Annotated in this window: 25 protein-coding genes, 1 tRNA gene and 1 pseudogene; 13 read left to right on the forward strand and 14 right to left on the reverse strand. The window is 61.6% G+C overall.

All coding sequences use genetic code 11. The features are described 5' to 3' along the window. From MGMAQ_RS03015 to aroA, 13 genes are all read right to left on the reverse strand, one after another. Complete coding sequence (locus tag MGMAQ_RS03015; RefSeq protein WP_046020373.1) at positions 1–1317, reverse strand: folylpolyglutamate synthase/dihydrofolate synthase family protein; 1317 nt, start codon at positions 1315–1317, stop codon at positions 1–3. Then, the gene (gene accD, locus MGMAQ_RS03020; RefSeq protein WP_082085237.1) at positions 1307–2314 is read right to left on the reverse strand and encodes an acetyl-CoA carboxylase, carboxyltransferase subunit beta; all 1008 of its coding nucleotides are present in this window, start codon (positions 2312–2314) and stop codon (positions 1307–1309) included. The genes MGMAQ_RS03015 and accD overlap by 11 nt, the downstream gene beginning before the upstream one ends. 3 nt (positions 2315–2317) lie before the next feature. Next, positions 2318–3139 carry a tryptophan synthase subunit alpha gene (gene trpA, locus MGMAQ_RS03025; RefSeq protein ID WP_371258404.1) on the reverse strand — a complete coding sequence of 274 codons (822 nt, stop codon included), beginning with the start codon at positions 3137–3139 and terminating at the stop codon, positions 2318–2320. Between the two features lie 2 nt (positions 3140–3141). After that, positions 3142–4353 carry a tryptophan synthase subunit beta gene (trpB, locus tag MGMAQ_RS03030; RefSeq protein ID WP_046020375.1) on the reverse strand — a complete coding sequence of 404 codons (1212 nt, stop codon included), beginning with the start codon at positions 4351–4353 and terminating at the stop codon, positions 3142–3144. Between the two features lie 69 nt (positions 4354–4422). Beyond that, entirely contained in the window at positions 4423–5064 is a 642-nt protein-coding gene (locus tag MGMAQ_RS03035; RefSeq protein ID WP_046020376.1) for a phosphoribosylanthranilate isomerase, read from the reverse strand. A 62-nt stretch (positions 5065–5126) separates the two neighbouring features. Continuing rightward, positions 5127–5876, reverse strand: a complete 750-nt coding sequence (locus tag MGMAQ_RS21335; protein ID WP_046020377.1) for a hypothetical protein — start codon at positions 5874–5876, stop codon at positions 5127–5129. 10 nt (positions 5877–5886) lie between these two features. After that, the gene (gene pyrF / locus MGMAQ_RS03045) at positions 5887–6615 is read right to left on the reverse strand and encodes an orotidine-5'-phosphate decarboxylase (protein WP_046020378.1); all 729 of its coding nucleotides are present in this window, start codon (positions 6613–6615) and stop codon (positions 5887–5889) included. Then, a complete protein-coding gene (locus tag MGMAQ_RS03050; protein ID WP_046020379.1) occupies positions 6605–6997 on the reverse strand; it encodes a hypothetical protein in 393 nt (130 codons plus the stop codon). The genes pyrF and MGMAQ_RS03050 overlap by 11 nt, the downstream gene beginning before the upstream one ends. A gap of 10 nt (positions 6998–7007) precedes the next feature. Further along, a complete protein-coding gene (ihfB, locus tag MGMAQ_RS03055; RefSeq protein WP_046020380.1) occupies positions 7008–7289 on the reverse strand; it encodes an integration host factor subunit beta in 282 nt (93 codons plus the stop codon). Between the two features lie 27 nt (positions 7290–7316). Next, a complete protein-coding gene (gene sppA, locus MGMAQ_RS03060; protein WP_046020381.1) occupies positions 7317–8243 on the reverse strand; it encodes a signal peptide peptidase SppA in 927 nt (308 codons plus the stop codon). A gap of 83 nt (positions 8244–8326) precedes the next feature. Beyond that, complete coding sequence (gene rpsA / locus MGMAQ_RS03065) at positions 8327–10036, reverse strand: 30S ribosomal protein S1 (protein WP_046020382.1); 1710 nt, start codon at positions 10034–10036, stop codon at positions 8327–8329. Between the two features lie 117 nt (positions 10037–10153). Beyond that, positions 10154–10795 carry a (d)CMP kinase gene (gene cmk, locus MGMAQ_RS03070; protein ID WP_046020383.1) on the reverse strand — a complete coding sequence of 214 codons (642 nt, stop codon included), beginning with the start codon at positions 10793–10795 and terminating at the stop codon, positions 10154–10156. Next, positions 10792–12132, reverse strand: coding sequence for a 3-phosphoshikimate 1-carboxyvinyltransferase (gene aroA, locus MGMAQ_RS03075; protein WP_046022894.1), 1341 nt, complete (start codon positions 12130–12132; stop codon positions 10792–10794). The genes cmk and aroA overlap by 4 nt, the downstream gene beginning before the upstream one ends. A 249-nt stretch (positions 12133–12381) precedes the next feature. Between aroA and MGMAQ_RS03080 the strand changes: the two genes are divergently transcribed. The 3 genes and pseudogenes from MGMAQ_RS03080 to MGMAQ_RS03090 all read left to right on the forward strand — a co-directional run. Then, the gene (locus tag MGMAQ_RS03080; protein ID WP_252508671.1) at positions 12382–12702 is read left to right on the forward strand and encodes a TIGR02300 family protein; all 321 of its coding nucleotides are present in this window, start codon (positions 12382–12384) and stop codon (positions 12700–12702) included. Between the two features lie 108 nt (positions 12703–12810). Next, a tRNA-Ala gene (locus MGMAQ_RS03085) sits at positions 12811–12886 on the forward strand. A 247-nt stretch (positions 12887–13133) separates the two neighbouring features. Further along, a pseudogene (locus MGMAQ_RS03090) lies at positions 13134–13328 on the forward strand (transposase); the annotation flags it as partial. Between the two features lie 284 nt (positions 13329–13612). Here the strand turns inward: MGMAQ_RS03090 and MGMAQ_RS03095 are convergent. Next, positions 13613–14326, reverse strand: coding sequence for a GntR family transcriptional regulator (locus MGMAQ_RS03095; protein WP_148560812.1), 714 nt, complete (start codon positions 14324–14326; stop codon positions 13613–13615). Positions 14327–14512: 186 nt separating this feature from the next. On the opposite strand from MGMAQ_RS03095, the gene MGMAQ_RS20245 reads away from it, so the two are divergent. Genes MGMAQ_RS20245 through MGMAQ_RS03145 form a run of 10 tightly spaced genes read left to right on the forward strand, consistent with a single transcriptional unit; the run spans position 14513 to position 22010 of the window. After that, the gene (locus MGMAQ_RS20245; RefSeq protein WP_082085239.1) at positions 14513–14842 is read left to right on the forward strand and encodes a 2Fe-2S iron-sulfur cluster binding domain-containing protein; all 330 of its coding nucleotides are present in this window, start codon (positions 14513–14515) and stop codon (positions 14840–14842) included. Positions 14843–14876: 34 nt separating this feature from the next. Beyond that, positions 14877–15797, forward strand: a complete 921-nt coding sequence (locus MGMAQ_RS03105) for a catechol 2,3-dioxygenase (RefSeq protein WP_046020387.1) — start codon at positions 14877–14879, stop codon at positions 15795–15797. Beyond that, positions 15797–16234 carry a heme-binding protein gene (locus MGMAQ_RS03110; protein WP_046020388.1) on the forward strand — a complete coding sequence of 146 codons (438 nt, stop codon included), beginning with the start codon at positions 15797–15799 and terminating at the stop codon, positions 16232–16234. Before MGMAQ_RS03105 ends, MGMAQ_RS03110 begins: the two co-directional genes overlap by 1 nt. Positions 16235–16240: 6 nt before the next feature. Beyond that, positions 16241–17701: a 2-hydroxymuconic semialdehyde dehydrogenase gene (locus tag MGMAQ_RS03115; RefSeq protein ID WP_046020389.1), complete on the forward strand. Its 1461-nt coding sequence runs from the start codon at positions 16241–16243 to the stop codon at positions 17699–17701. A 12-nt stretch (positions 17702–17713) separates the two neighbouring features. Then, positions 17714–18505, forward strand: a complete 792-nt coding sequence (locus tag MGMAQ_RS03120; protein ID WP_046020390.1) for a 2-keto-4-pentenoate hydratase — start codon at positions 17714–17716, stop codon at positions 18503–18505. Between the two features lie 5 nt (positions 18506–18510). After that, positions 18511–19449 carry an acetaldehyde dehydrogenase (acetylating) gene (locus tag MGMAQ_RS03125; RefSeq protein ID WP_046020391.1) on the forward strand — a complete coding sequence of 313 codons (939 nt, stop codon included), beginning with the start codon at positions 18511–18513 and terminating at the stop codon, positions 19447–19449. Positions 19450–19451: 2 nt separating this feature from the next. Continuing rightward, the gene (gene dmpG / locus MGMAQ_RS03130; RefSeq protein WP_046020392.1) at positions 19452–20486 is read left to right on the forward strand and encodes a 4-hydroxy-2-oxovalerate aldolase; all 1035 of its coding nucleotides are present in this window, start codon (positions 19452–19454) and stop codon (positions 20484–20486) included. Next, positions 20483–21250: a 2-keto-4-pentenoate hydratase gene (locus MGMAQ_RS03135; RefSeq protein ID WP_046020393.1), complete on the forward strand. Its 768-nt coding sequence runs from the start codon at positions 20483–20485 to the stop codon at positions 21248–21250. Before dmpG ends, MGMAQ_RS03135 begins: the two co-directional genes overlap by 4 nt. A 2-nt stretch (positions 21251–21252) precedes the next feature. Then, positions 21253–21441: a 2-hydroxymuconate tautomerase gene (locus MGMAQ_RS03140; protein WP_046020394.1), complete on the forward strand. Its 189-nt coding sequence runs from the start codon at positions 21253–21255 to the stop codon at positions 21439–21441. Then, on the forward strand, positions 21438–22010 hold the full coding sequence (locus tag MGMAQ_RS03145; RefSeq protein ID WP_082085240.1) for an antibiotic biosynthesis monooxygenase: 573 nt from the start codon (positions 21438–21440) through the stop codon (positions 22008–22010). The genes MGMAQ_RS03140 and MGMAQ_RS03145 overlap by 4 nt, the downstream gene beginning before the upstream one ends. Positions 22011–22012: the final 2 nt, after the last annotated feature.

Genomic DNA, 22012 nt, shown 5'->3' on the forward strand with positions numbered 1-22012 from the left:
CTACCCGTTGGCGGCCAACACCTGTCCGGCCAAGTATAACGAGCCGCATATCAATATCCGGGCCGGGCCGGGCTGGGACGCGGTCAAGCTGGTCAAGGCTTCGGCGACCGATGAGGCGGTCTCGGCCTCCAGAAGTTGAGCGTTGGCCAACTCGGCCAGGGTCTCGGCGGGTAAGGCATGGTCCTCGCCGGGAATAGTCACACAACGCAAGACCCGCGAGCGTCCTTTGAGATTCTTCAAAAAACCGTCCGTATCTTTGCCAGCCATCATACCCAGCACCAAGTAGAGGGGTTTGTCCCGCCAATGCCGGATCTGTCCGGCCAGGGCCTTGGCTGCCGATGGGTTATGGCCACCATCGACCCAGAGCTCCCATTCATCGGGCAGTATACGGGAAAGCGCGCCGGGCTTCAGGCGCTCCAGCCGTCCCGGCCAGTCCACGGTTTTCATGCCCAGGCCAAAGGCTCCTTCGGGAATGGTCAGGTTTAGCCGTCGTTGCAGGACTTCCACCGCCGCCACGGCCTGGGCCGCGTTGCGCACCTGGTGGGCCCCAGCCAATCCCGGTTGGGGCAGGCGCATCTGGAAGGTGTCGACCTTATAGATCATCTCCTCGCCGACGGTATGGCAGCCCCATTGCTCGCCTTCCATGATCAAGGAAATGCCCATCTCCCGGCATTGCTCCTGCATGCCCTTGCTGATACCGAGCGACCCGGCGGCCCCCCTCAATCCCCTCGGCAGCTTGGCGCAAACACAAGGCACACCGGGCTTGAGAATGCCCATTTTCTCTTCGACGATCTCGCCGATGGTGTGGCCGAGAAACGATTCATGGTCCATGGAAATGGGCGTGAGCACGGTCAGCGCGGGCTCATTGATGACGTTGGTGGCATCCAGCCGTCCACCCAGGCCGGTCTCCAACAACACCACATCGGCGGGGGTGCGCGAAAAGGCCAAAAAGGCCGCAGCGGTGGTGATCTCGAAGAAGGTCACTTGGTTGTCGCCGTTGGCCGCCTCGCATTCTTCCAACAAGGCCCTTAGTTCTTCTTCCGCAATCAATTGCCCGGCAACCCGGATCCGCTCATGAAAGCGTATCAGGTGGGGCGAAGTATAAACATGCACCCGCAGGCCTGCTGCTTCCAAAATGGCCCGCATGAAGGCGATCACAGAGCCCTTGCCGTTGGTCCCGGCCACATGGACCACCGGTGGCAAATCATGGTGCGGGTTGCCCAGGCGCTCCAACAGGGCCACAACGCGGTCCAGGGAGAGGTCGATCAGTTTCGGATGCAGGTGGTTCAGGCGCTCGAGGACGGCGTCACTTGTCATGCTCGGGACCGCTCTCGGGAGTCAGATCCGTATATTCGGCATCGGTGACGAACAGGGGCGTTTTGGATGTCGGTGGATTATCCGTATCGGCAACCACCGGCTCGCCTTCCTCGCCGTCCATCATCAGCGGCACAACCGTGGCCGACGGCCCCGGATGACGCAGCAGACCAATGATCCGGACCAGGGTTTCGCGCAGATCATGGCGGCGTACCACCATATCGACCATGCCATGTTCCATCAGGTACTCGGCGGTCTGGAACTCGTCGGGCAGTTGCTCGCGAATGGTTTCCTCGATCACCCGCCGACCGGCAAAACCGATCACCGCGCCCGGCTCGGCAACGGCGATGTCGCCCAGCATGGCAAAGGAAGCGGAGACCCCACCGGTGGTCGGATCGGTCAACAGGACGATATAGGGCAGTCCGGCATCCTTGACCTCGTCGACGGCCAGGGTGGTACGGGCCATTTGCATCAGCGACAGGATTCCTTCCTGCATGCGCGCGCCACCCGAGGCGGGCACCACGATCAAGGCCGCGTCCTGGACCACCGCCAACCGTCCGGCCGCGATCAGGGCTTCACCCACACCGATACCCATGGAGCCGCCCATGAATTCGAAATTGAACGCAGCGATGACCACGTTCATGCCGCCCATCTTGCCGTGGGCGACCACCAGAGCGTCCTGGCTGCCGGTGCGGGCCTGATACTCCTTCAAACGGTCGGAATAGCGCTTCAGGTCCTTGAACTTCAGGGGATCGGACAGGGTATCTGGAACCTCGATTTCCTGGTATTCGCCGCCGTCGAACAGAATTTCCAGCCGCTGGCGCACGCCGATGCGCATGTGATGGCCACAATGCTGGCAGACCCGCAGGTTCGCCTCCAGATCCCGATGGAAGATCATCTGTCCGCAGGACGGGCAGCTCTGCCACAGGTTTTCCGGGATATCCTTGCGCCCAACCAGTTCGCGCAGTTTCGGTCGGACAAAGTTGGTCAACCAGTTCATCGATCAGTTCCTCGCGTTCCGGACGCCATTGGCCAAGTCCCGCGTCAGGTCTAGTACAGCGGCCACCGGGTCGCCGCTTTCAAGGTTCTCCACCACCCGACCGACCAAGGCCGAGCCCACGACCGCCGCATCGGCGACACGGGCGATCTCGGCGGCTTGCTGCGGGGTCTTGACGCCGAAACCCACGGCCACCGGCAAATCCGTATGACCGCGGATACGATCCACCGCCGCCGCCACGTCCGACGCCGCCGCCGAGGCGGTGCCGGTGATGCCGGTGATGGAAACATAATAGACGAAGCCGGAAGCCTTCTCCACCACCGCCGGCAGGCGCTTGTCATCGGTGGTCGGGGTGGTCAGGTAAATGAAGTTGAGACCGGCCTCCAGACAGGGGACGCAGAACTCCCTTTCTTCTTCGGGCGGCAGGTCAACGACGATGAAGCCATCCACCCCCGCCTCGCGGGCGTCCTTCAAAAAGGTCTCGACGCCATAAACATAAATGGGATTGAAGTAGCCCATAAGCACAATGGGTGTGTCCGAGTCGGTATTCCTGAACGATCGGACCATATCGATGGTGCCGCGCAGGGTCATTCCCGAGGCCAAGGCCCTTTGCGACGAGGCCTGGATGGCGGGACCATCGGCCATGGGGTCGGAAAACGGCATGCCCAGTTCGATGATATCGGCGCCGGCCTTCGGCAGACCGTCAAGGATGGCCTGGGAGCGTTCCCGGTCCGGGTCTCCGGCGGTGACAAAGGCCACCAGTCCGGCGCGATTCTCCTGTTTGAGGGCGGCAAAGCGACGGGCTAGGCGGGTTTCAGGACGATTCATGCTCATAGGGTCACCCCATCGATGGCGGCGACCGTGTTGAGATCCTTATCGCCGCGCCCGCTCATGTTGATCACCATGATATGGTCGCCGGGCAGGTCCGGGGCCATTTTCATCGCCTGGGCCACGGCATGAGAGCTTTCCAATGCCGGAATGATGCCTTCCATGCGCGAGCAGAGGCGGAAAGCTTCCAGGGCCTCGTCATCGGTGATGGCCACATACTCGGCGCGCCCGATGTCGTGTAACCAGGCATGTTCCGGACCGATACCCGGATAGTCGAGCCCGGCGGAAATGGAATGGGCTTCGGTGATCTGGCCATCGTCGTCCATCAACAGATAAGTGCGATTGCCATGCAGCACCCCGGGCTTGCCCGCGTTGAGGCTGGCCGCGTGCTCGCCGGTATCAATTCCATGTCCGGCCGCTTCCACGCCGACAATGCGCACGTCACCATCATCCAAGAACGGATGGAACAGGCCCATGGCGTTGGAGCCGCCGCCGATACAGGCAACCAGGCTGTCGGGCAGCCGTCCTTCCAGTTCCATGATCTGGTCGCGGGTCTCGTCACCAATGATGCATTGGAAGTCGCGTACCATCTCGGGGAAAGGGTGCATGCCCGCCACCGTGCCGATCAGGTAGTAGGTGCTTTCCACGTTAGCTACCCAGTCGCGCATGGCCTCGTTCATGGCGTCTTTCAAGGTGCCTGCCCCGGCGGTCACCGGGATCACCGTGGCGCCGAGCATCTTCATGCGATAGACGTTGGGGGCTTGGCGTTCAATATCCTTGCAACCCATGTAGATGGTGCAGGGTAGATCGAACAGGGCGCAGACGGTGGCCGTGGCCACCCCATGCATGCCGGCGCCGGTTTCGGCGATGATGCGGCCCTTGCCCATGCGCCGGGCCAGTAGAATCTGGCCCATGCAGTTGTTGACCTTGTGCGCGCCGGTGTGGTTCAGGTCCTCGCGCTTGAAATAGATCCTGGCGCCGCCCAGATGCTCGCTCATCCGCTTGGCGAAATAGAGCGGGCTCGGCCGCCCCACGTAATGCTTCAGATAGCCCCCCAGTTCGGCCTTGAAGGCGTCGTCGGTTTTGGAGTCCTCGAAGGCCTGTTCCAGTTCCTTGATCAACGGCATCAGGGTCTCGGCGACGAACTGGCCGCCGTGGATGCCGAAATGCCCGCCGTCATCGGGGCCGGTGCGAAAACTATTAAGCTTGGTCATGGGTCCGCATCTCGTCATTCGAAGCAGCGAGTTATAGCGTAGGTGGGTGCGCGCAGCCAGACCCGAATCTCACACCTCTTGCGCCAATTCCAAAAACTGGCGGATCTTCTGCGGGCTCTTGACCCCCGGGGCGTCCTCGACGCCCGAGGACACGTCGAGGGTGGTGGCGCCGCTGATACGCACCGCCTCGGCGAGATTGTCGGCGTTCAGGCCTCCGGCCAGCAGCCAGGGGACCTTCCAATCGCTATTGGCCAGCAGGCTCCAGTCGAAGGCCAGGGCGTTGCCGCCGGGGCGGGTGGCGCCACGGGGTGGGCGGGCGTCGAACAGCAGATGATCGACGAAGCCCTCGTACATGCGGCCAATGGCCAGGTCTTCGATTCTGGAAACCGGAACCGCCTTCATCACCGGTAGGCGGAAGCGCTCGCGGATTTCCTTGACGCGATAGGCGGTCTCCTTGCCGTGAAGCTGCAACACGTCCAAACGCACATGGGAGAGCAAGGTGTCGATGAAGGCATCATCGGCATCCACCAGCAGGCCCACCCGGGTGATTCCGTCGGGCACCAGATTCACCAATGGCTTGGCGGCCACGGGTTCCAAATTGCGCGGCGAGGGCGGAAAGAACACGAACCCGCACAGAGCCGCCCCGCCTTCGACGGCGCAGGTCACCGTTTCCGGCGTGGTCAAGCCACAGATTTTGACGTCAACGGGCACGAGGACTCCTATCTTTCGAGTCGACCTTCCAGCCTCCAGTGCATGCCTCGCGGCGGGATCTGTCAAGTCTTGCCATGGCGTGCCACGGTCAGGATCGCCGCCAGTAAAATCAAGCTGGAGACATGCCACAGGGTGGGAAGCAAGGCGGCCAGGAATTCCGGTTGTTGCAATCCGTTCGGGCGCAACCACAGCCAATGGGGCAGCGCGAACAACAGGGCTGGGCCCCCCAAGGCCAAGGCGAGGCAACCCGAAAGCAGCCATCCTCTCTGGCGGGTCCTCTCCCAGGATAGGTACAAGGCGTCAAGGGCCCCTGGCGGTTCGTCGCGTGCGATCAGCACCGGGGCCAGACAAAGCCGTGCCAACAGCAGCAGCCCCATGGCGCCGGCGACGGGCACCGCAACCCAATGGCTCACCGGGGAAACGCCAAAGGGCGCCGTTTGCAGAATCACCAGCACCACCTGAAGCGGAAAGGCGGCGATCACGCCGACGCCAAGGGTCACCAACAGGAACTCCAGAAAGCGGCCAAGGCCCCACTCGCTTGGCATGTTCTTGCCCGAGAAAGCTTGCAGGCTGAAATGGAAGAACAGCATCAATCCCAACCCGTAGAGCATGTCTCCGGCCGCCGGGATCAATAGGCCACCGGAAAACAACAAGGGCAGCAGCCAGGTCAGCGCCAGACCGGCCACGATGGCAAAGACCATCAGTGCCTTCACCATCTGCCGGTGGTGGCCCAACAGGGTGGCTGTGGACGATAGGAGAGTCGAAAGGGACGGCGCCGCAATGGGGTCTTCGGGAGAATCCGCCTCGCCCATGATGGTGATCCTATGCGTTCCCGGCCAGTTCTTCGCCGATGCGTCGAGCGGCATCCGCCGGATCGTCGGCGCCGGTGATGGGCCGTCCTATGACCAGATAGTCCGAGCCCAGTCGCACCGCTTCGGCAGGGGTGACGATACGCTTTTGGTCGCCCGTGGCGGACCAGGCTGGCCGGATGCCGGGGGTCAGCAGCTTGAAGTTCGGGCCACAGGCATCGCGCAGGGCGGTCACTTCCTTGGCCGAGCAGACCACACCGTCGATTCCGTTATCCTGAGCCAGACGGGCCAGGCGCACCACCTGAGATTCCACTTCGCCTGTGACACCAATAGCCTTCAGGTCGTCGTCGTCGAGCGATGTGAGCACGGTCACCGCCAGCACCAGTGGGCGGTCGTCTCCGGCTTCCGCGGCGGCATCGGCGGCGGCCCGCATCATCGCCGCGCCTCCCGCCGCATGAACATTGATCAGCCGGGGTTTCAGGGGCAAGGCGGCACGCAGGGCACCAGCAACGGTGTTGGGAATGTCGTGGAACTTGGTATCCAGAAACAAAGGCATGCCGCATTGGGCCACCCGGCGGGCGCCCTGGGGCCCATGAGCGGTGAGGAATTCCTTGCCCAGCTTGACTCCGCCCACCAATCCCACCAGGGATTCCGCCAAGGCTGCCGCCCGGTCCAGATCGGTGGTGTCGATGGCAACGAAAATGCGTTGATGGGGAAGGGTCACCTCTGCCTCACGCGGCATCGGAGGAGGGGCCCTCCAGGGCCAGATGATTATGGGGGTTTTGCTCACGGCGCAGGTCGGAAAGTTCCTCTTCCTTGTTGCGCAGATCCCCTTCGAGGCTGGCGATCTTATTGCGGGCGATGGCCATCTGACGGCTGGCGTCTTCCAACTGCCAGGCTCGATGCCGCGCCTTGGCGCGGGTCGTACCAGCCGAAGACCAGGCGACGAAGGTACCGACCACAAACCCCAGCACCAATCCGCCCATGGGAAGATAATACAGGGGGACGTCGCCCATGAACGGCAACGGCCATAGGTCTATGGCGATATCGCCCGGATTGGAGGCAACAAAGGCAACGGCCAATGCGGTGACCGCGAGAGTGAGGAGCCAGGTGATGTACTTCAACGGACCGCGCCTATTGGGTGTTCAGTTTTTCGCGTAGCTGCTTGCCGGTCTTGAAGAACGGAATGTATTTGGCCGGAACCTCGACGGATTCTCCGGTACGCGGATTGCGTCCCAACCGGGAATCCCGCCGTTTGACCGAAAACGCGCCGAATCCACGCAGTTCCACTCTGTCCCCGCGGGCCAGAGCCGCCGCGATTTCATCGAAAATGGTGGTGACAATCCTTTCCACATCCCGCTGGAAAAGATGAGGATTGGCTTCCGCCAACCGTGCAATCAATTCGGATTTAGTCATGCTCCGTCCTTCCCGCAGCCTTCTGAGCTAAAGGCTAGGGTGCCAGAGGGCGAGCAGTCCGTCAAGTGACAGTCGACGGGTAAGTTCCTCTGAAAACAGGACTTTTCCCATGGTCTCTCCGATCAGCCTCTGCCAACGGGTTTTCGGGCGGTCAATCTTGATCTCAGCCACTGGCCAATCCAGATCAATTTCGTGCTCCTCGGCCAGCCAATCCCGGGCATCGGTCTCGTCGCCAAGGGCGTCAATCAGCCCGTTTTCCAAGGCCTGCCGCCCGGTATAGATCCGTCCGTCGGCCAAGGTCCGGGCCTTGTCGTCTTCCAGCTTGCGCCGGTCAGCCACCATATCCACGAACATGTCGTACATATCCAAAACCACCGCTTTGGTGGCAGCGCGGGCTTCCGGTGTCAGGGGTTCCAACGGATTGGGCTGGGCCTTCAAAGGGCTGCTTTTGATGGATTCGGGTTTCAGTCCGATCATATCCATCAAGCCGGTCATGTCGGTGGTTTGGAGAATCACCCCGATGGATCCGGTAATGGTTCCCGCCTGGGCATAGATTCGATCCGTCCCCAAAGCCGTCATGTAGCCGCCCGAGGCCGCCACCTGTCCCATGATGGCCACGACCGGCTTTTCCTCGGCAACGTCCATCAGCACCCGGTAAAGGGATTCGCTACCGACCACGGTGCCGCCGGGGCTATCGATATGGACCAGCAGCGCCTTGATGTGCTCCTTTTCCATGACCTTGCGCAAGGTGCGGCTGCGCCAGGGGTCATCGAGAATCACGCCGGTGATGGTTAACCGCGCCACCGTGTCCTCTTCGTCGCCCACGTCTTCGATCCCGTCGGCCAGCAACACAATCAGCAACAGGGCCAACAGGGCCACGCCCCCTAGGCGCCAAACGGTCAACTGGCGTTTCAATCGGCGGATCAGCAATAGGGCGTCCGAATCCAAATTCATCAACAGGGGTCTCCAATGGCAAACCGGCCGCCCCATGGGACGGCCGGTCGTTATTTAGCCTGATTTCAGCGAAGAGGGAAAGATCAGTCGTCCTGGGACTGCTTTTCCTTCAAGGCGGCGCCGAGGATATCGCCCAGGGAAGCGCCGGAGTCGGTGGAACCGAACTGTTCCACGGCTTCCTTTTCTTCCTGGATCTCGCGGGCCTTGATGGACAGGCTGATCTTGCGGCTCTTGGCATCGATGTTGGTGATCTTGGCATCAACCTTTTCGCCGACCGCGAAACGCTCGGGGCGCTGCTCGGAACGATCCCGGCTCAGGTCCGACTTGCGGATAAAGCCGGTCATGCCCTCGGCCACGGCCACTTCGATGCCGCCGTCGGTGAGCTGGGTCACGGTGCAGGTCGTCACTTCGCCCTTCTTCAGGCCGCTGATACCGGCGGCAAAGGGATCATCGCCGAGCTGCTTGATGCCCAGGCTGATGCGCTCTTTGTCCACGTCCACGTCGAGGACCTTGGCGGTGACCATGTCGCCGCGATTGAAGTCCTCCATGGCGCGCTCGCCGGAGACTTCCCAAGAGATGTCGGACATGTGGACCATGCCGTCGATCTCGCCAGGCAGGCCGACGAACAGACCGAACTCGGTGATGTTCTTGACCTCGCCTTCGACGGTGGCGCCGACCGGATGGGAATCCAGGAAGGCCGTCCAAGGATTGTCCATGCACTGCTTGAGACCAAGGCTGATACGCCGCTTCTGCGGATCCACGTCGAGAATCATCACTTCCACTTCCTGCGAGGTGGAAACGATCTTGCCCGGATGGATGTTTTTCTTGGTCCAGGACATCTCGGAAACGTGCACCAGGCCCTCGACACCGGGCTCCAGCTCCACGAAGGCGCCGTAATCGGTGATGTTGGTGACCCGGCCGTTGAAGCGGGCATCCACCGGGAATTTGGCGTCAACACCATCCCAGGGATCGGCTTCCAGCTGCTTCATGCCCAGGCTGATGCGCTGGTTGTCCGGATTGAAGCGGATGACCTGAACATTGACGGTCTGGCCGATCTGCAAGGCTTCGGACGGATGGTTGATCCGCTTCCAGGCAATGTCGGTGACGTGCAACAGGCCGTCGACGCCGCCCAGGTCCACGAACGCACCATAGTCGGTGATGTTCTTGACCATGCCCTCGAGAACCTGACCCTCTTGCAGGTTGGCGACCAGCTCCGAACGAGCCTCGGCGCGGGTCTCTTCGAGCACCGCACGGCGGGACACGACGATATTGCCACGGGCCCGATCCATTTTCAGGATCTGGAACGGCTGCGGGTTGCCCATCAGCGGGGCGATGTCGCGTACCGGACGGATGTCCACCTGGCTGCCCGGCAGGAAGGCCACGGCGCCATTCAGATCGACGGTAAAGCCGCCCTTGACGCGACCGAAGATAACGCCATTGACGCGCTCGGTGGCCTCGAAAGCCTTTTCGAGCTGGGTCCAGGCTTCTTCGCGGCGGGCCCGCTCACGGCTCAGAACCACCTGACCGTTGCGATCCTCATAACGCTCGACGAAGACGTCGACGGTGTCGCCAGGGGCCATTTCCAGTTCCTGGCCCGGCGCCTTGAATTCTCGGAGGGCAACACGGCCCTCGGACTTGAGGCCCACGTCCAAAGTCACGGCTTCATTGTCCACGGCGACAACGGTGGCGGTGACCACGCGGCCATCCAGGCGCTGCTCGGCGCCCAGGCTTTCTTCCAGCAGGGCGGCAAAGTCTTCGCCGCCAAAATCGTCAGTCACTACAGCTTCGTTCATACCTAGGTGTATCCTTTACGTCGTTTATACGGGCCGGCCGGTTGTGTCCGGCGGTCTTTGGCCAACAGGGATGACCCGGTCCCGGTTTCGCTCGCGCGTTTCCGGGAGACGGGCCGGTTAAATCGTCTTGGTCTTCCCATCCACGAAAGACAGCGCCGCGGCAAAGGCCGCCTCCGCGTCCATAGTGGAGGTATCCAGCAGGAATGCGTCTTCGGCGGGCTTAAGGGGCGCGCTGGCCCGGGAGCTATCCCGCTCGTCACGTTCTTTCATGTCCTGCAGAACGCGCGCAGGTATAGCCTCGATCCCCTTCTCAAGCAACTCCTTTAGACGCCGTTCGGCGCGGATTTCCACGCTCGCGGTGACGAACAGCTTGGCCGGGGCGTCCGGGCAGACCACCGTACCGATGTCGCGACCATCAAGCACCGCCCCCGGCTTGCCTTCCGGTGGCTTGTGGGCGAAGTCCCTTTGGAACTGTAACAAGGCAGCCCGCACCCCGGGCACGGCGGAGACCTTGGAGGCCGCCTGGGCCGCTTCATCCAGACGCAGGTCCGGGTTGTTCAACTCGGTCGGGGTCAGGGCCTCGGCGGCGGCGGTGGCGGCTTCGGCATCTTCCGGGTCGCCACCCGATTGCAGCACTTTCCAGCCGGTGGCCCGGTACAGCAGACCGGTATCCAGATAGGCATAGCCGAAATGAGCGGCCATGCGCCGTGCCAGGGTCCCTTTGCCCGCCGCGGCGGGTCCGTCGATGGCGATGATCATGATGCGGTCTCCTTGATCGCGGTCCCGGCGCCATTCATCAATTCCATGAACCCGGGGAAGCTTGTGTCGATGGGGCTGCCGTCGTCGATAGAGACCGGCTCCTCTGTCACACCACCGAGAACCAGGAACGACATGGCGATGCGGTGATCCAAATCCGTGGCGATGGTGGCGCCGCCCCGGGGCGGGGTGCCGGTGCCATGGATGGTCAGCCAGTCCTCGCCCTGTTCCACCTCGACGCCACAGGCGGCCAGGCCCACGGCCATGGCGCTCAGGCGGTCGCTTTCCTTGACCCGCAGTTCGGCCAGACCGCGCAGGGTGGTGGTGCCCTCGGCCAAGGCGGCGGCGATGGCCAAGATCGGGTATTCGTCGATCATGGACGGCGCGATCTCCGGCGGTACGTCGACGCCCTTGAGGGCGGAGGCACGCACCTGCAAGTCTCCGACTCTCTCGTCGGCCTGGGTGCGTCGGTCGCGGATCTCGATTTGCGCCCCCATGCGGTCGAGCACGGTGAACAGTCCGGTGCGGGTTTCGTTAAGACCGATATTGGGCAGCAGGATTTCCGAGCCCGGGGTGATCAGCGCCGCCACCGCCGGGAAGGCCGCCGAAGACGGATCCCCCGGCACCGTCAAGGCGCGCCCGGTCAGTTCCGGTTGGCCCTCGATGGTGATCGCGCGGCCCCCACCTTCGCGTTCTTCAATGGTCAGCTTGGCGCCGAAATAGCCGAGCATGATTTCCGTATGATCGCGGGTCGGCGCCGGCTCGATGACCGTGGTCTCCCCCGCCGTATGCAGACCCGCCAACAGGACCGCCGACTTGACCTGCGCCGAGGCCATGGGCAGAGCGTATTCGACGGGAATAAGAGTCTCTGATCCGGTCACGGCTATGGGCAGCAGCCCACCTTCGCGAGCCAGGAACTGTGCCCCCATGGGCCGTAGCGGCCCCATGATGCGTTCCATGGGACGGCGGCGCAGGGAGCCATCGCCGGTCAGGTGAGTGGTGAAGCCGTGGGCGGCGAGGATGCCCATCAACAATCGCACGCCGGTCCCGGCGTTGCCCATGTCGATGACGTCGGAAGGTTCGCTCAGACCGCCGACCCCGCGCCCCTGAACGGTCCAGGTGCCGTCATCGTGGCGCGTGACCGTGGCGCCCAGTTGCCGCAGAGCCTCTGCGGTGCGGAGCACATCCTCGCCCTCCAGCAATCCCTCGATGCGGGATTCGCCCACCGCCAATCCGGCGATCATTACCGCCCGATGGGAAATGGATTTGTCGCCAGGCACGGTCATGGTGCCGGAGAGAGAGGCGGTCTTTCGGGCCAAAAGTGGCGTCACGCGGCTCATCTTGTCCTCATCGCGGTGATCGTCATTGCGGCGGGAGCCTGCGTCGGTCATAAGGGAAATGCAAATGCTTTGTGAGCCCGCTCCCGATTGCCTGTCATTTTGCTTTTGACACGGCCCGGGGATCATGGCAAACGGCATGCCCGCCCATAAATGTGACATGGGCCGTTCTCGTCGAGTTGGACCAAGGTGAGGAGGGATCAGGTGGCCAAACCCGAATGGGGAATTAAGCGGACCTGTCAGAGTTGTGGAATGAAGTTCTACGACATGCGCAAGGATCCGATCGTATGCCCGTCTTGCGGCGCGACATTCGAATTGGAGCGGGCGACCCGTCCGCGCCGCACACCAACGCCCAAGGCCTCGCCCAAGCCGGACCCGAAGGTAAAATCCTTTGATGATGACGAGGATGTGGTCGTGGCGGAGCCTCTTGAAGAAGAGAGCATTGATGATATCGAGACCGTCGAGGATACCGAGGATGACATGATTGAGGATACCTCGGATCTCGGAGATGACAGCGGCGATATGGCCGAGGTGATCGAGCATATGGACGAGGATCGAGGTGCGAAGGATTAGGCCTTTGAGCAGCGTGGCTTGCGGGGCATTTTTTCTCTTGCCATGCCCGGGCAAGCCGCCTATGTTCCCGGGCCTTGGCGGCGCCCAACCCCGCCAACAAAACACCATGGGGCCGTAGCTCAGTTGGGAGAGCGCTTGAATGGCATTCAAGAGGTCGTCGGTTCGATTCCGTCCGGCTCCACCAGTTAGATCAACGCCTTAGCCATTAACGGCTAGGGCGTTTTTCTTTTTCTAGCCACCCATTGGCAACCGGTAAGCCTGAAGTCAGACCTAAATTAAGATACCGACTTCATCGCCGGATTATTTCCACAAGATATTGGGACCAGACCGCAACCTTTCCCAGGGCACGCACCATCCGGGGTGGAATTGACCTGAGCCCCTAAATCTCCTCCAAAATTTGTTAGAGTCCGTGATCTGAGAGGAGACGGACCATGAAGCGCAGCCGATTCAGCGAAGAGCAAGTGATCGGGATCTTGAAAGAGCAAGAAGCGGATCAGAAGACGGCGGATGTATGCCGCCGTCACGGGATCAGCGAGGGAACGTTTTACAAGTGGAAGGCCAAGTTCGGCGGCTTGGAGGTATCGGACGCCAAACGGCTAAAGTCCTTGGAAGATGAAAACGCCCGCTGTCCGGCGGAAAGCCGTCGCACAACTCCGTGCGGCGGTCTGGGCCACTTCGTCGTTCCACTCGGGGCGTAAAAATGACGGGACTAAAGCCTTTGGCGTTTCATATGACCCGTTGTGATGGTCTCCGGTGAATCGAACCGCCAGGAAAGGTCCCGAAAGCGATGCGGCGCATCGGTGAGGGAGCTTGACGCCGCGGGCGGCCACCGGAGACCACCCTGCGGGCCGCTCCTGCCCCTGAGGCAAAATGATTCGGTCACAATGGGTCATATTAAACGCGAAAGACTTTAGGCCACCACGTCGGCAACCTTTGCCTTGAGGACCATCACAGACCGTTCGATATGCTCGCTGGTCAATTGGGAGGTCAGGTCGGCATTGCGGTCCATGGCGGCTTCGAGGATGGCCCGGTGTTCCGCGCCCACATCACGCGGAATCGTTCTTTCGACCAATGAAATCCTAAGATACCGGATGGAATGTTGATACAGCACCCGGCGGAAATTGATCAGCCACCTGTTGGTGCAGGCGGAGACGAGCGCATCATGGAAAGCACTGTTGCGGGCTTCCCAATCCTCCATGGGTACCTCTTGCCGATCCTTCATGGAAGTTTCGATCTTGGAGAGGTGGTGAGCGGCAGTTACCACGCGGGCTTCCCAATCGTCGTCACCCCTGATTACGGACTCCCGCACGGCCTGGGTTTCGAGCAGCTTGCGCATGGCGGCGATATCCTGAAAGTCGGCAAGCGACACTTCCGCCACCCGAAATCCGCGCTGGCCCTCCGTCGTTGCAAGATTTTCGACGAGCAGTCTGGATAAGGCCTCCCTCACGGTGCTGGCGCCGATGCCGCCGAATCGGGCACGCAATTCCTCCACCCGTAGACGGCTTCCCGGGGTCAACTGCCCGTTCAAGATGTCTGTTCGCAAAGTTGCGTAGACTTGCTCGATAATCGTCTTGCCGCTTGGCTTTCCAACGCTCTTGGGAGGTTTCTGGGTCAGACTCATCATTTTGTCCGGCGTAATAAGGGGTGGCAGGATTATGGGACAAGTCCCCTGACCAGGCAACCGATTTTAAAGAAAAAAAACGATATTAAGCGGCACAATACCTTAAATATCGATATTTTTGTTGACGAACGATTTTCGTGTGGCATGATTGGGTCAACCGACAGACGACGGGAGGCGAGGCGAGCAGGCATGGCGCATTCAAGGCATTCAGGGAAGTTCGCGATACGGGTCGAGGGGGATCCCCGGACCTATTTCTGCGCGGCGGATCAGAAGGTAATCGCCGCCCTGGAGGAATGCGGTCAGATCGGCATTCGGGTCGGTTGCCGCGAAGGCGGCTGCGGCGTCTGTCGGGTCCGTGTCGTTTCCGGAGAATACGAGACCGGAAAGATGAGCCGGGCACATGTCTCGGAAGAGCAGGAAAGTCAGGGTTTCGCTCTGAGTTGTCGGCTGTTCCCGAGAAGCAATCTTCATTTGGAGGCAGCGGGGATCCGGACGGGTTCCGGAGACCGCGAAACTTGAACAAGCCAATCAAGGCAAAGAGGAGGAATTTCGCATGGCGATGACAGGTGTACTACGTCCCGGACTGATCCAGCTTCGGGTGATGGATTTGGAGGCGGCACTGACCCACTACGTGGATCGCATCGGGCTCAATGAAGTGGGGCGCGACGATGAGGGACGGGTGTTCCTCAAGGGTTGGGATGAGTTCGATCATCACAGCTTTGTCCTGCGTGAGGCCGATACCGCCGGGCTCGACTTCTTCGCTTTCAAGGTCGATACCGACGATTCCCTAGCCATATTCCGCAAGCGGATCGAAGCATGGGGCCTTGCCGTCGATGATGTGCCGGCAGGTGAGCATCCCGGCGTCGGGCCGCGTATCGGCTTTACCATTCCGTCCGGTCATCGTATCGAGCTGTATTCCCAGATCGAGATGGCCGAGAAGCATCCAGTGATCCGCAACCCCGATGTGTGGGACGTTGAGCCGCATGGCATGCGCGCCATCCGCTTCGATCACGGCCTTCTCTATGGACCCAATATCGATCAGGTGCTGAAGTTCTTCGAGGAAGTTCTCGATTTCTCCTGCGCCGAACGGGTGGATGACGGCGACGGGCCGCTGGCCATCTGGCTGACCGTGTCCAACAAGGCCCACGATATCGCCTTCGTGCGCTATCCCGAGGAAAACAAGTTCCACCATGTGGCCTTCCTGCTCGAAACCTGGAACGATGTCGGACATGCCGCTGATATCATGACCCGCTACGACATCTCCATCGATGTCGGGCCGACCCGCCACGGCATCACCCGCGGACAGACCATCTATTTCTTCGATCCGTCGGGCAATCGCAATGAAGTCTATGCCGGCGGTTACGCCTATTACCCCGACAACCCCACCCGCCACTGGGACCCGGAGCAATTGGGCAAGGGCATCTTTTACTACGAGCGCAAGCTCAATGATGCCTTCCTGTCCGTGGTGACTTGATGCCCGCCGTTGTTTCGACCCATCGCCTCACCTCCGAGGCCGCACTCATCGCCGTTCAGGCGGCGGTGAGCCACGGCCAGGAGATGGGGTTGCGGGTCAACGCAGCAGCCGTGGATGCGGGCGGGCATCTACTGGCTTTCCTGCGAGCGGACGGCGCCTTCCTGCCGTCCATCGCCATCGCCCAGGACAAGGCTTATACGGCCGCCGGTTTCGGCATGCCGAGCCGCACCTTGTATGACGCCATCGCGGGCGAACCGGGGGTACGTGACGGCATCGGAAAACAGCCTCGCGTGGCCTCCTTTCCCGGCGGCTTGCCGGTGCGGGTCGAGGGCCAGGTCGTTGGCGGCATCGGCGTGTCGGGAGCGTCGGCCGAGCAAGACGAACAATGCGCCGAGGCGGGCCTGGCAGCCATCGGTCTACCATCCAATCAGGAGTAAGAATCCATGAAGGACATCCTCAACTTTATCGACGGTGAATTCACCAAGGGCACCAGCGGGCGCACCTTCGACAACATCAACCCGATCAATGGGGAAAAGCTCGGTGTCGTCCACGAAGCCCTTGAACCGGAAGTGGATGCCGCGGTCCAGGCCGCGCGCCGGGCCCTGGACGGTCCCTGGGGAACGATGTCCGTGGCGGATCGCACCGCTTTGCTGCATCGCGTAGCCGATGGCATCAACGCCCGTTTCGATGAATTCCTCGATGCCGAGATCCTCGATACCGGCAAGCCGCTGAGTTTGGCCTCGCACATTGATATCCCGCGCGGTGCGGCCAACTTCAAGGTTTTTGCTGATGTGGTCAAGAATGTGCCGGCCGAGACCTTTCAACTGGACACCCCGGATGGACGCGGCGCCCTGAACTATGGGTTGCGTACGCCGAAGGGGGTGGTCGCGGTGATCAGTCCGTGGAACCTGCCCTTGCTGTTGATGACCTGGAAGGTCGGTCCGGCGCTGGCCTGCGGCAACACGGTGGTGGTGAAACCGTCGGAAGAGACCCCAAGGACCACGACCCTACTTGGCGAAGTGATGAAGGAAGTCGGCATGCCCGACGGGGTGTTCAACGTCGTGCACGGGTTCGGGCCGGAGTCGGCGGGCGCCTATCTGACCCAACATCCGGGCGTCGATGCCATTACCTTTACCGGCGAGACCCGGACCGGCGAGGCCATCATGAAGGCGGCCGCCGTCGGCCTGCGTCATGTGTCCATGGAATGCGGCGGCAAGAATGCCGGCGTGGTGTTCGCCGATTGTGACCTCGACAAGGCCATCGAGGGCACCATGCGCTCGGTCTTCGCCAACTGCGGTCAGGTCTGTCTGGGGACCGAACGAGTTTATGTGGAGCGGCCGATTTTCGACGAGTTCGTCAAGCGTCTGAAAAGCTCGGCGGAGAACCTGCGCCTGGGTCGGCCGGAAGACGGCGACACCAGCATGGGGCCGCTGATCTCGGAGGAGCACCGGGAGAAGGTGTTGTCCTACTACAAGCTGGCTGTCGAGGAAGGGGCCACGGTGGTCACCGGCGGCGGCGTTCCGAAGATGGACGGAAACCTGGCCTCCGGCTGGTGGGTCGAGCCGACCATCTGGACCGGCCTCCCCGAAACGGCCCGGGTGATCAAGGAGGAAGTCTTCGGTCCTTGTTGCCATGTTCAGCCCTTTGATAGCGAGGACGAGGCGATCCGGATGGCCAATCACACGGACTATGGCCTCGCCACCGCGATATGGACCGAGGACCTGTCTCGCGCCCATCGGGTGGCGGCGCAAATCGATGTGGGGATCGCCTGGGTGAATTCCTGGTTCCTGCGCGACCTGCGCACCGCTTTCGGCGGCACCAAGCATTCGGGGATCGGCCGCGAGGGCGGGGTTCATTCCCTGGAATTCTATACGGAACTGCGCAACGTCTGTGTCAAGCTATAAGGAAATCCGAGCATGGCTGAACAAAATCAAATTCAACAAGCGGCGGACCGCCTTTGGTCGGCTTGGGAAAGCGGCACGCCCACCGAGCCGGTGCGTGATCTGATCGGCGAGACCGACCTGGAGGCCGCCTATGCGGTGCAGGAAATCAACACGCGGAAATGGTTGGCACAGGGCCGCCGTCTGGTCGGCCGCAAGATTGGCCTGACGTCGAAAGTGGTTCAGACCCAACTTGGTGTCGATCAGCCGGATTACGGCATGCTGTTCGCCGACATGGACATTCCCGATGGCGAGGATATTCCGCTCGCCCGCTGTTTCCAGCCGAAAGTCGAGGCGGAAGTGGCCTTCGTCGTTGGCGACGACCTGAACAGCGACCAGTTGACCATGGCCGACATTCTATCCTCTCTCGACTACGCCCTGGCGGCTATCGAGGTGGTGGGGTCCCGCGTCGCCGATTGGAACATCCGCATCGCCGATACGGTGGCCGATAATGCCTCGTCTGGGCTCTATATCCTGGGGCAGCAGCCGGTGGCATTGGGCGATTTCGATCCGCGCCTGTGTGGCATGGCGATGTTCAAGGGCGGCGAACCGATGTCGGTTGGCGCCGGCGCTGCCTGCCTGGGTAGCCCGCTGAACGCCACCCTATGGCTGGCCAAGGTGATGGCCAAGGCCGGGCGGCCGCTGCTTGCCGGGGACGTGGTCCTGTCCGGCGCGCTGGGGCCGATGGTCGCCGCCAATCCCGGAGACGTGTTCGAGGCCCGCATCGAGGGGCTCGGCTCGGTTCGCGCCAGTTTCGCCAAGGAGTAAAAGAGATGAAAACCAAAGTCGCGATCATCGGTTCCGGCAATATCGGCACCGATTTAATGATCAAGATCATGCGCACCTCCGAAAATCTGGAGGCGGCAGCCATGGTCGGCATCGATCCGAGTTCCGACGGCCTGGCCCGCGCCCAGCGCATGGGCGTCGCCACCACCCACGAAGGCATCGACGGGTTGACCAAACTCGATTGCTACAAGGATATCCGCGTGGTGTTCGATGCCACGTCCGCCAAGGCGCATCATCTGCACGATCACGTACTGCAAGCCGACGGCAAGAAGGTGATCGATCTGACCCCGGCGGCCATTGGTCCGTACATCATTCCGGTGGTGAATTTGGATGACAACCTGGACGCGCCGAACGTCAACATGGTGACCTGCGGCGGTCAGGCGACGATCCCCATGGTCTGGGCGGTCAAGCGGGTTGCCGAGCGGCTGGTCTACGGCGAAATCGTCGCTTCGATCTCGTCCAAATCCGCCGGACCGGGAACGCGGGCCAATATCGATGAATTCACCGAGACCACATCAAAGGCCATCGAAGCTGTCGGTGGGGCGGAAGTGGGCAAGGCGATCATCGTCCTCAATCCGGCGGAGCCGCCGCTGATCATGCGCGACACCGTGTTCACCCTGTCTCAGGGCGCCGACAAGGAAGCCATCCGCGATTCCGTCGCCGAGGTGGCGGAAATGGTCCAGTCCTATGTCCCCGGCTACCGCCTCAAGCAAGAAGTGCAGTTCGAGAATATCGGCGACAACGCGCCGGTCAATATCCCCGGCATGGGGCCGATGACCGGCCTGAAGACCTCGGTGTTCCTGGAAGTCGAAGGAGCGGCCCATTACTTGCCCGCATATGCCGGCAACCTCGACATCATGACCTCCGCCGCCAAAGTGACCGCGGAACGGTGGGTGGCGACAAAACTGACCGAGAAGGCGGCCTAATCATGAGCAATCCCAATCCCGAAAAAATCTATGTCCAGGATGTCACCCTGCGCGACGGCATGCATGCGGTTCGGCACCAATATGGTCTTGAGACCGTACGGACAATTGCCAAGGCCCTGGACGATGCCCGGATCGACGCCATCGAGATCACCCACGGCGACGGCCTGACCGGCACTTCGTTCAACTATGGTTTCGGCAAGCATTCGGATAGCGAATGGATCGCCGCCGTGGCCGACGTGCTGGACCACGCCCGGGTCACCATCCTGCTGCTGCCAGGCATCGGCACGATCCATGATCTGAAGGAAGCCTACGAGGCCGGAGCGCGCAGCGTGCGCGTCGCCACCCACTGCACCGAGGCCGATATCTCGAAACAGCATATCGAGGCGGCCCGGAACTTGGGCATGGACACCATCGGCTTTTTGATGATGTCGCATATGGTCGAACCGCAAGCGCTGGTCGAACAGGCCAAGTTGATGGAAAGCTACGGGGCCGAATGCGTCTATGTGGTGGACAGCGCTGGATATCTGCTTCAAGACGGCGTGGCCGAGCGGGTCAAGGTCTTCCGGGGCGAACTGAAGCCGGAAACGGAAGTCGGCGTGCATGTACACCATAACCTGTCGCTCGGCGTCGCCAATTCGGTGGAGGCCCTGCGCCACGGCGCCGTGCGGGTTGATGCCTCCCTGGCCGGAAACGGTGCAGGGGCGGGCAATGCGCCGCTGGAAGTGCTGATCGCCGTGCTCAATCGCATGGGCATAGAGACCGGTTGCGATCTGTTCAAGTTGATGGACGCCGCCGATGACCTGGTGCGGCCATTGCAAGACCGTCCGGTGCGGGTGGACCGGGAAAGCCTCTCGCTGGGCTATGCCGGGGTCTATTCCAGCTTCCTGCGCCATGCGGAAAACGCCTCGAAGACCTATGGCATCGACACCCGCGACATCCTAGTGGAACTGGGCGCGCGGCGCATGGTCGGCGGCCAAGAGGACATGATTGTCGATGTGGCTTTGGATCTATCGAAGAACAAGGGAGAAGCGGCATGACCGACCTTGCTGAAATCGCCGAAATCGTTGACGGGGCCGCCCATACGGCCACGGCCATCGCGCAGTTTTCCGACACCGAACCGTTGAGTGTCGATCAGGCCTATGCGGTGCAGGCCCTTTCCATGCAGCGCCGCTACGCCCGCGGCGAAAAACGTATCGGCATCAAGATGGGCATGACCAGCCGCGCCAAGATGGTGCAAATGGGCCTGCACGACATGATCTGGGGACGCCTTACCGATGCCATGCGCAAGGAGGAAGGCGGCATCATCTCCATGGCCGACTACGTGCATCCGCGGGTCGAGCCGGAAGTGGCCTTTCTGATCGGCGACACCCTGGCCGGCGACGTAACGCCCTTCGAGGCTTTGGCCTGCGTCGACGCGGTTGCCGGGGCGATGGAAATCATCGATTCCCGCTACGACAACTTCAAGTTTGACCTGGGTGACGTGCTGGCTGACAATTCCTCGTCGTCTGGTTTCGTGATCGGCGACTGGCAGGCGCCGGATACCGATATCCGTAACCTGGGCCTGATTATGTCGATTAATGATCGTCCGGTTCAAATCGGTTCCACCGCCGCCATTCTCGGCAATCCGATCCGCTCCTTGGTCGCCGCCGCGCGCATGGTCGCCGCCGCCGGCGAAAAACTCTATCCCGGCGACATCGTCCTGGCCGGGGGGGCGACCATCGCCGACGCTCTTGCTGTTGGCGACAGCGTGAAGACCGAGTTCCAAACTCTGGGCACCGTCGCCTTCAAGGTAGGAGAATAGCCATGCCGTTTGCCGAGATCACCATCATTGAAGGCCGTTCGGTCGAGAAGAAGACCGCCCTGATCGAAAAGGTCACCGACGCCATTGTCGAGGCCCTTGACGCCCCTAAGGAGACCGTGCGGATCTGCATCCGCGAGGTACCGGCAGACAACTGGGGGATCGGCGGCAAGCCCTACGGCCAGGTGCGGTGACCACAGAGATTGCCGAAAGTCGTCCGGGAGAAGAAGGACCAGTCACGGTCAGCGTCTCAAGGCGCGTGCGCCCGGGACGGGAGGCGGACTACGAGGCCTGGATCAGCGGCGTTGTCGAAGTGGCCCGGCATTTCCACGGTCATCAGGGCGTCAATGTCCTCAGGCCTTCGGACAAAACCGGTGGGCGCTATGTACTGATCTATCGCTACGATTCCTGGGAGCATTGCCACGCCTGGGAAGAATCCGAGACCCGTGCCGACTGGACGGCGAAGCTGGACGAACTGGTCGAAGGCGAGGCCGAGTTCAAGCGGGTCACCGGGCTTGAATTCTGGTTCGACCTGCCCGAGGTGCCAGCCGCCGCCAAACCGTCGCCGCACAAGATGGCGATTACCCTGATGATTGTGGTATTTTGTTTGGTCTATCCCCTGCAGCTCATCCTGGGCCCCGTTCTGTCTCCTTATCCCTTATGGATCAAGGTCGCACTCATCATTGTCATTCAGGTCCTGCTGATGACTTATGTCGTTATGCCGAGGGTGACCCGCATCATCAAACCTTGGTTGTTTAGCTGACC

The organism is Magnetospira sp. QH-2 (assembly GCF_000968135.1).
In the GTDB taxonomy this organism is placed as follows: Bacteria; Pseudomonadota; Alphaproteobacteria; order Rhodospirillales; family Magnetospiraceae; genus Magnetospira.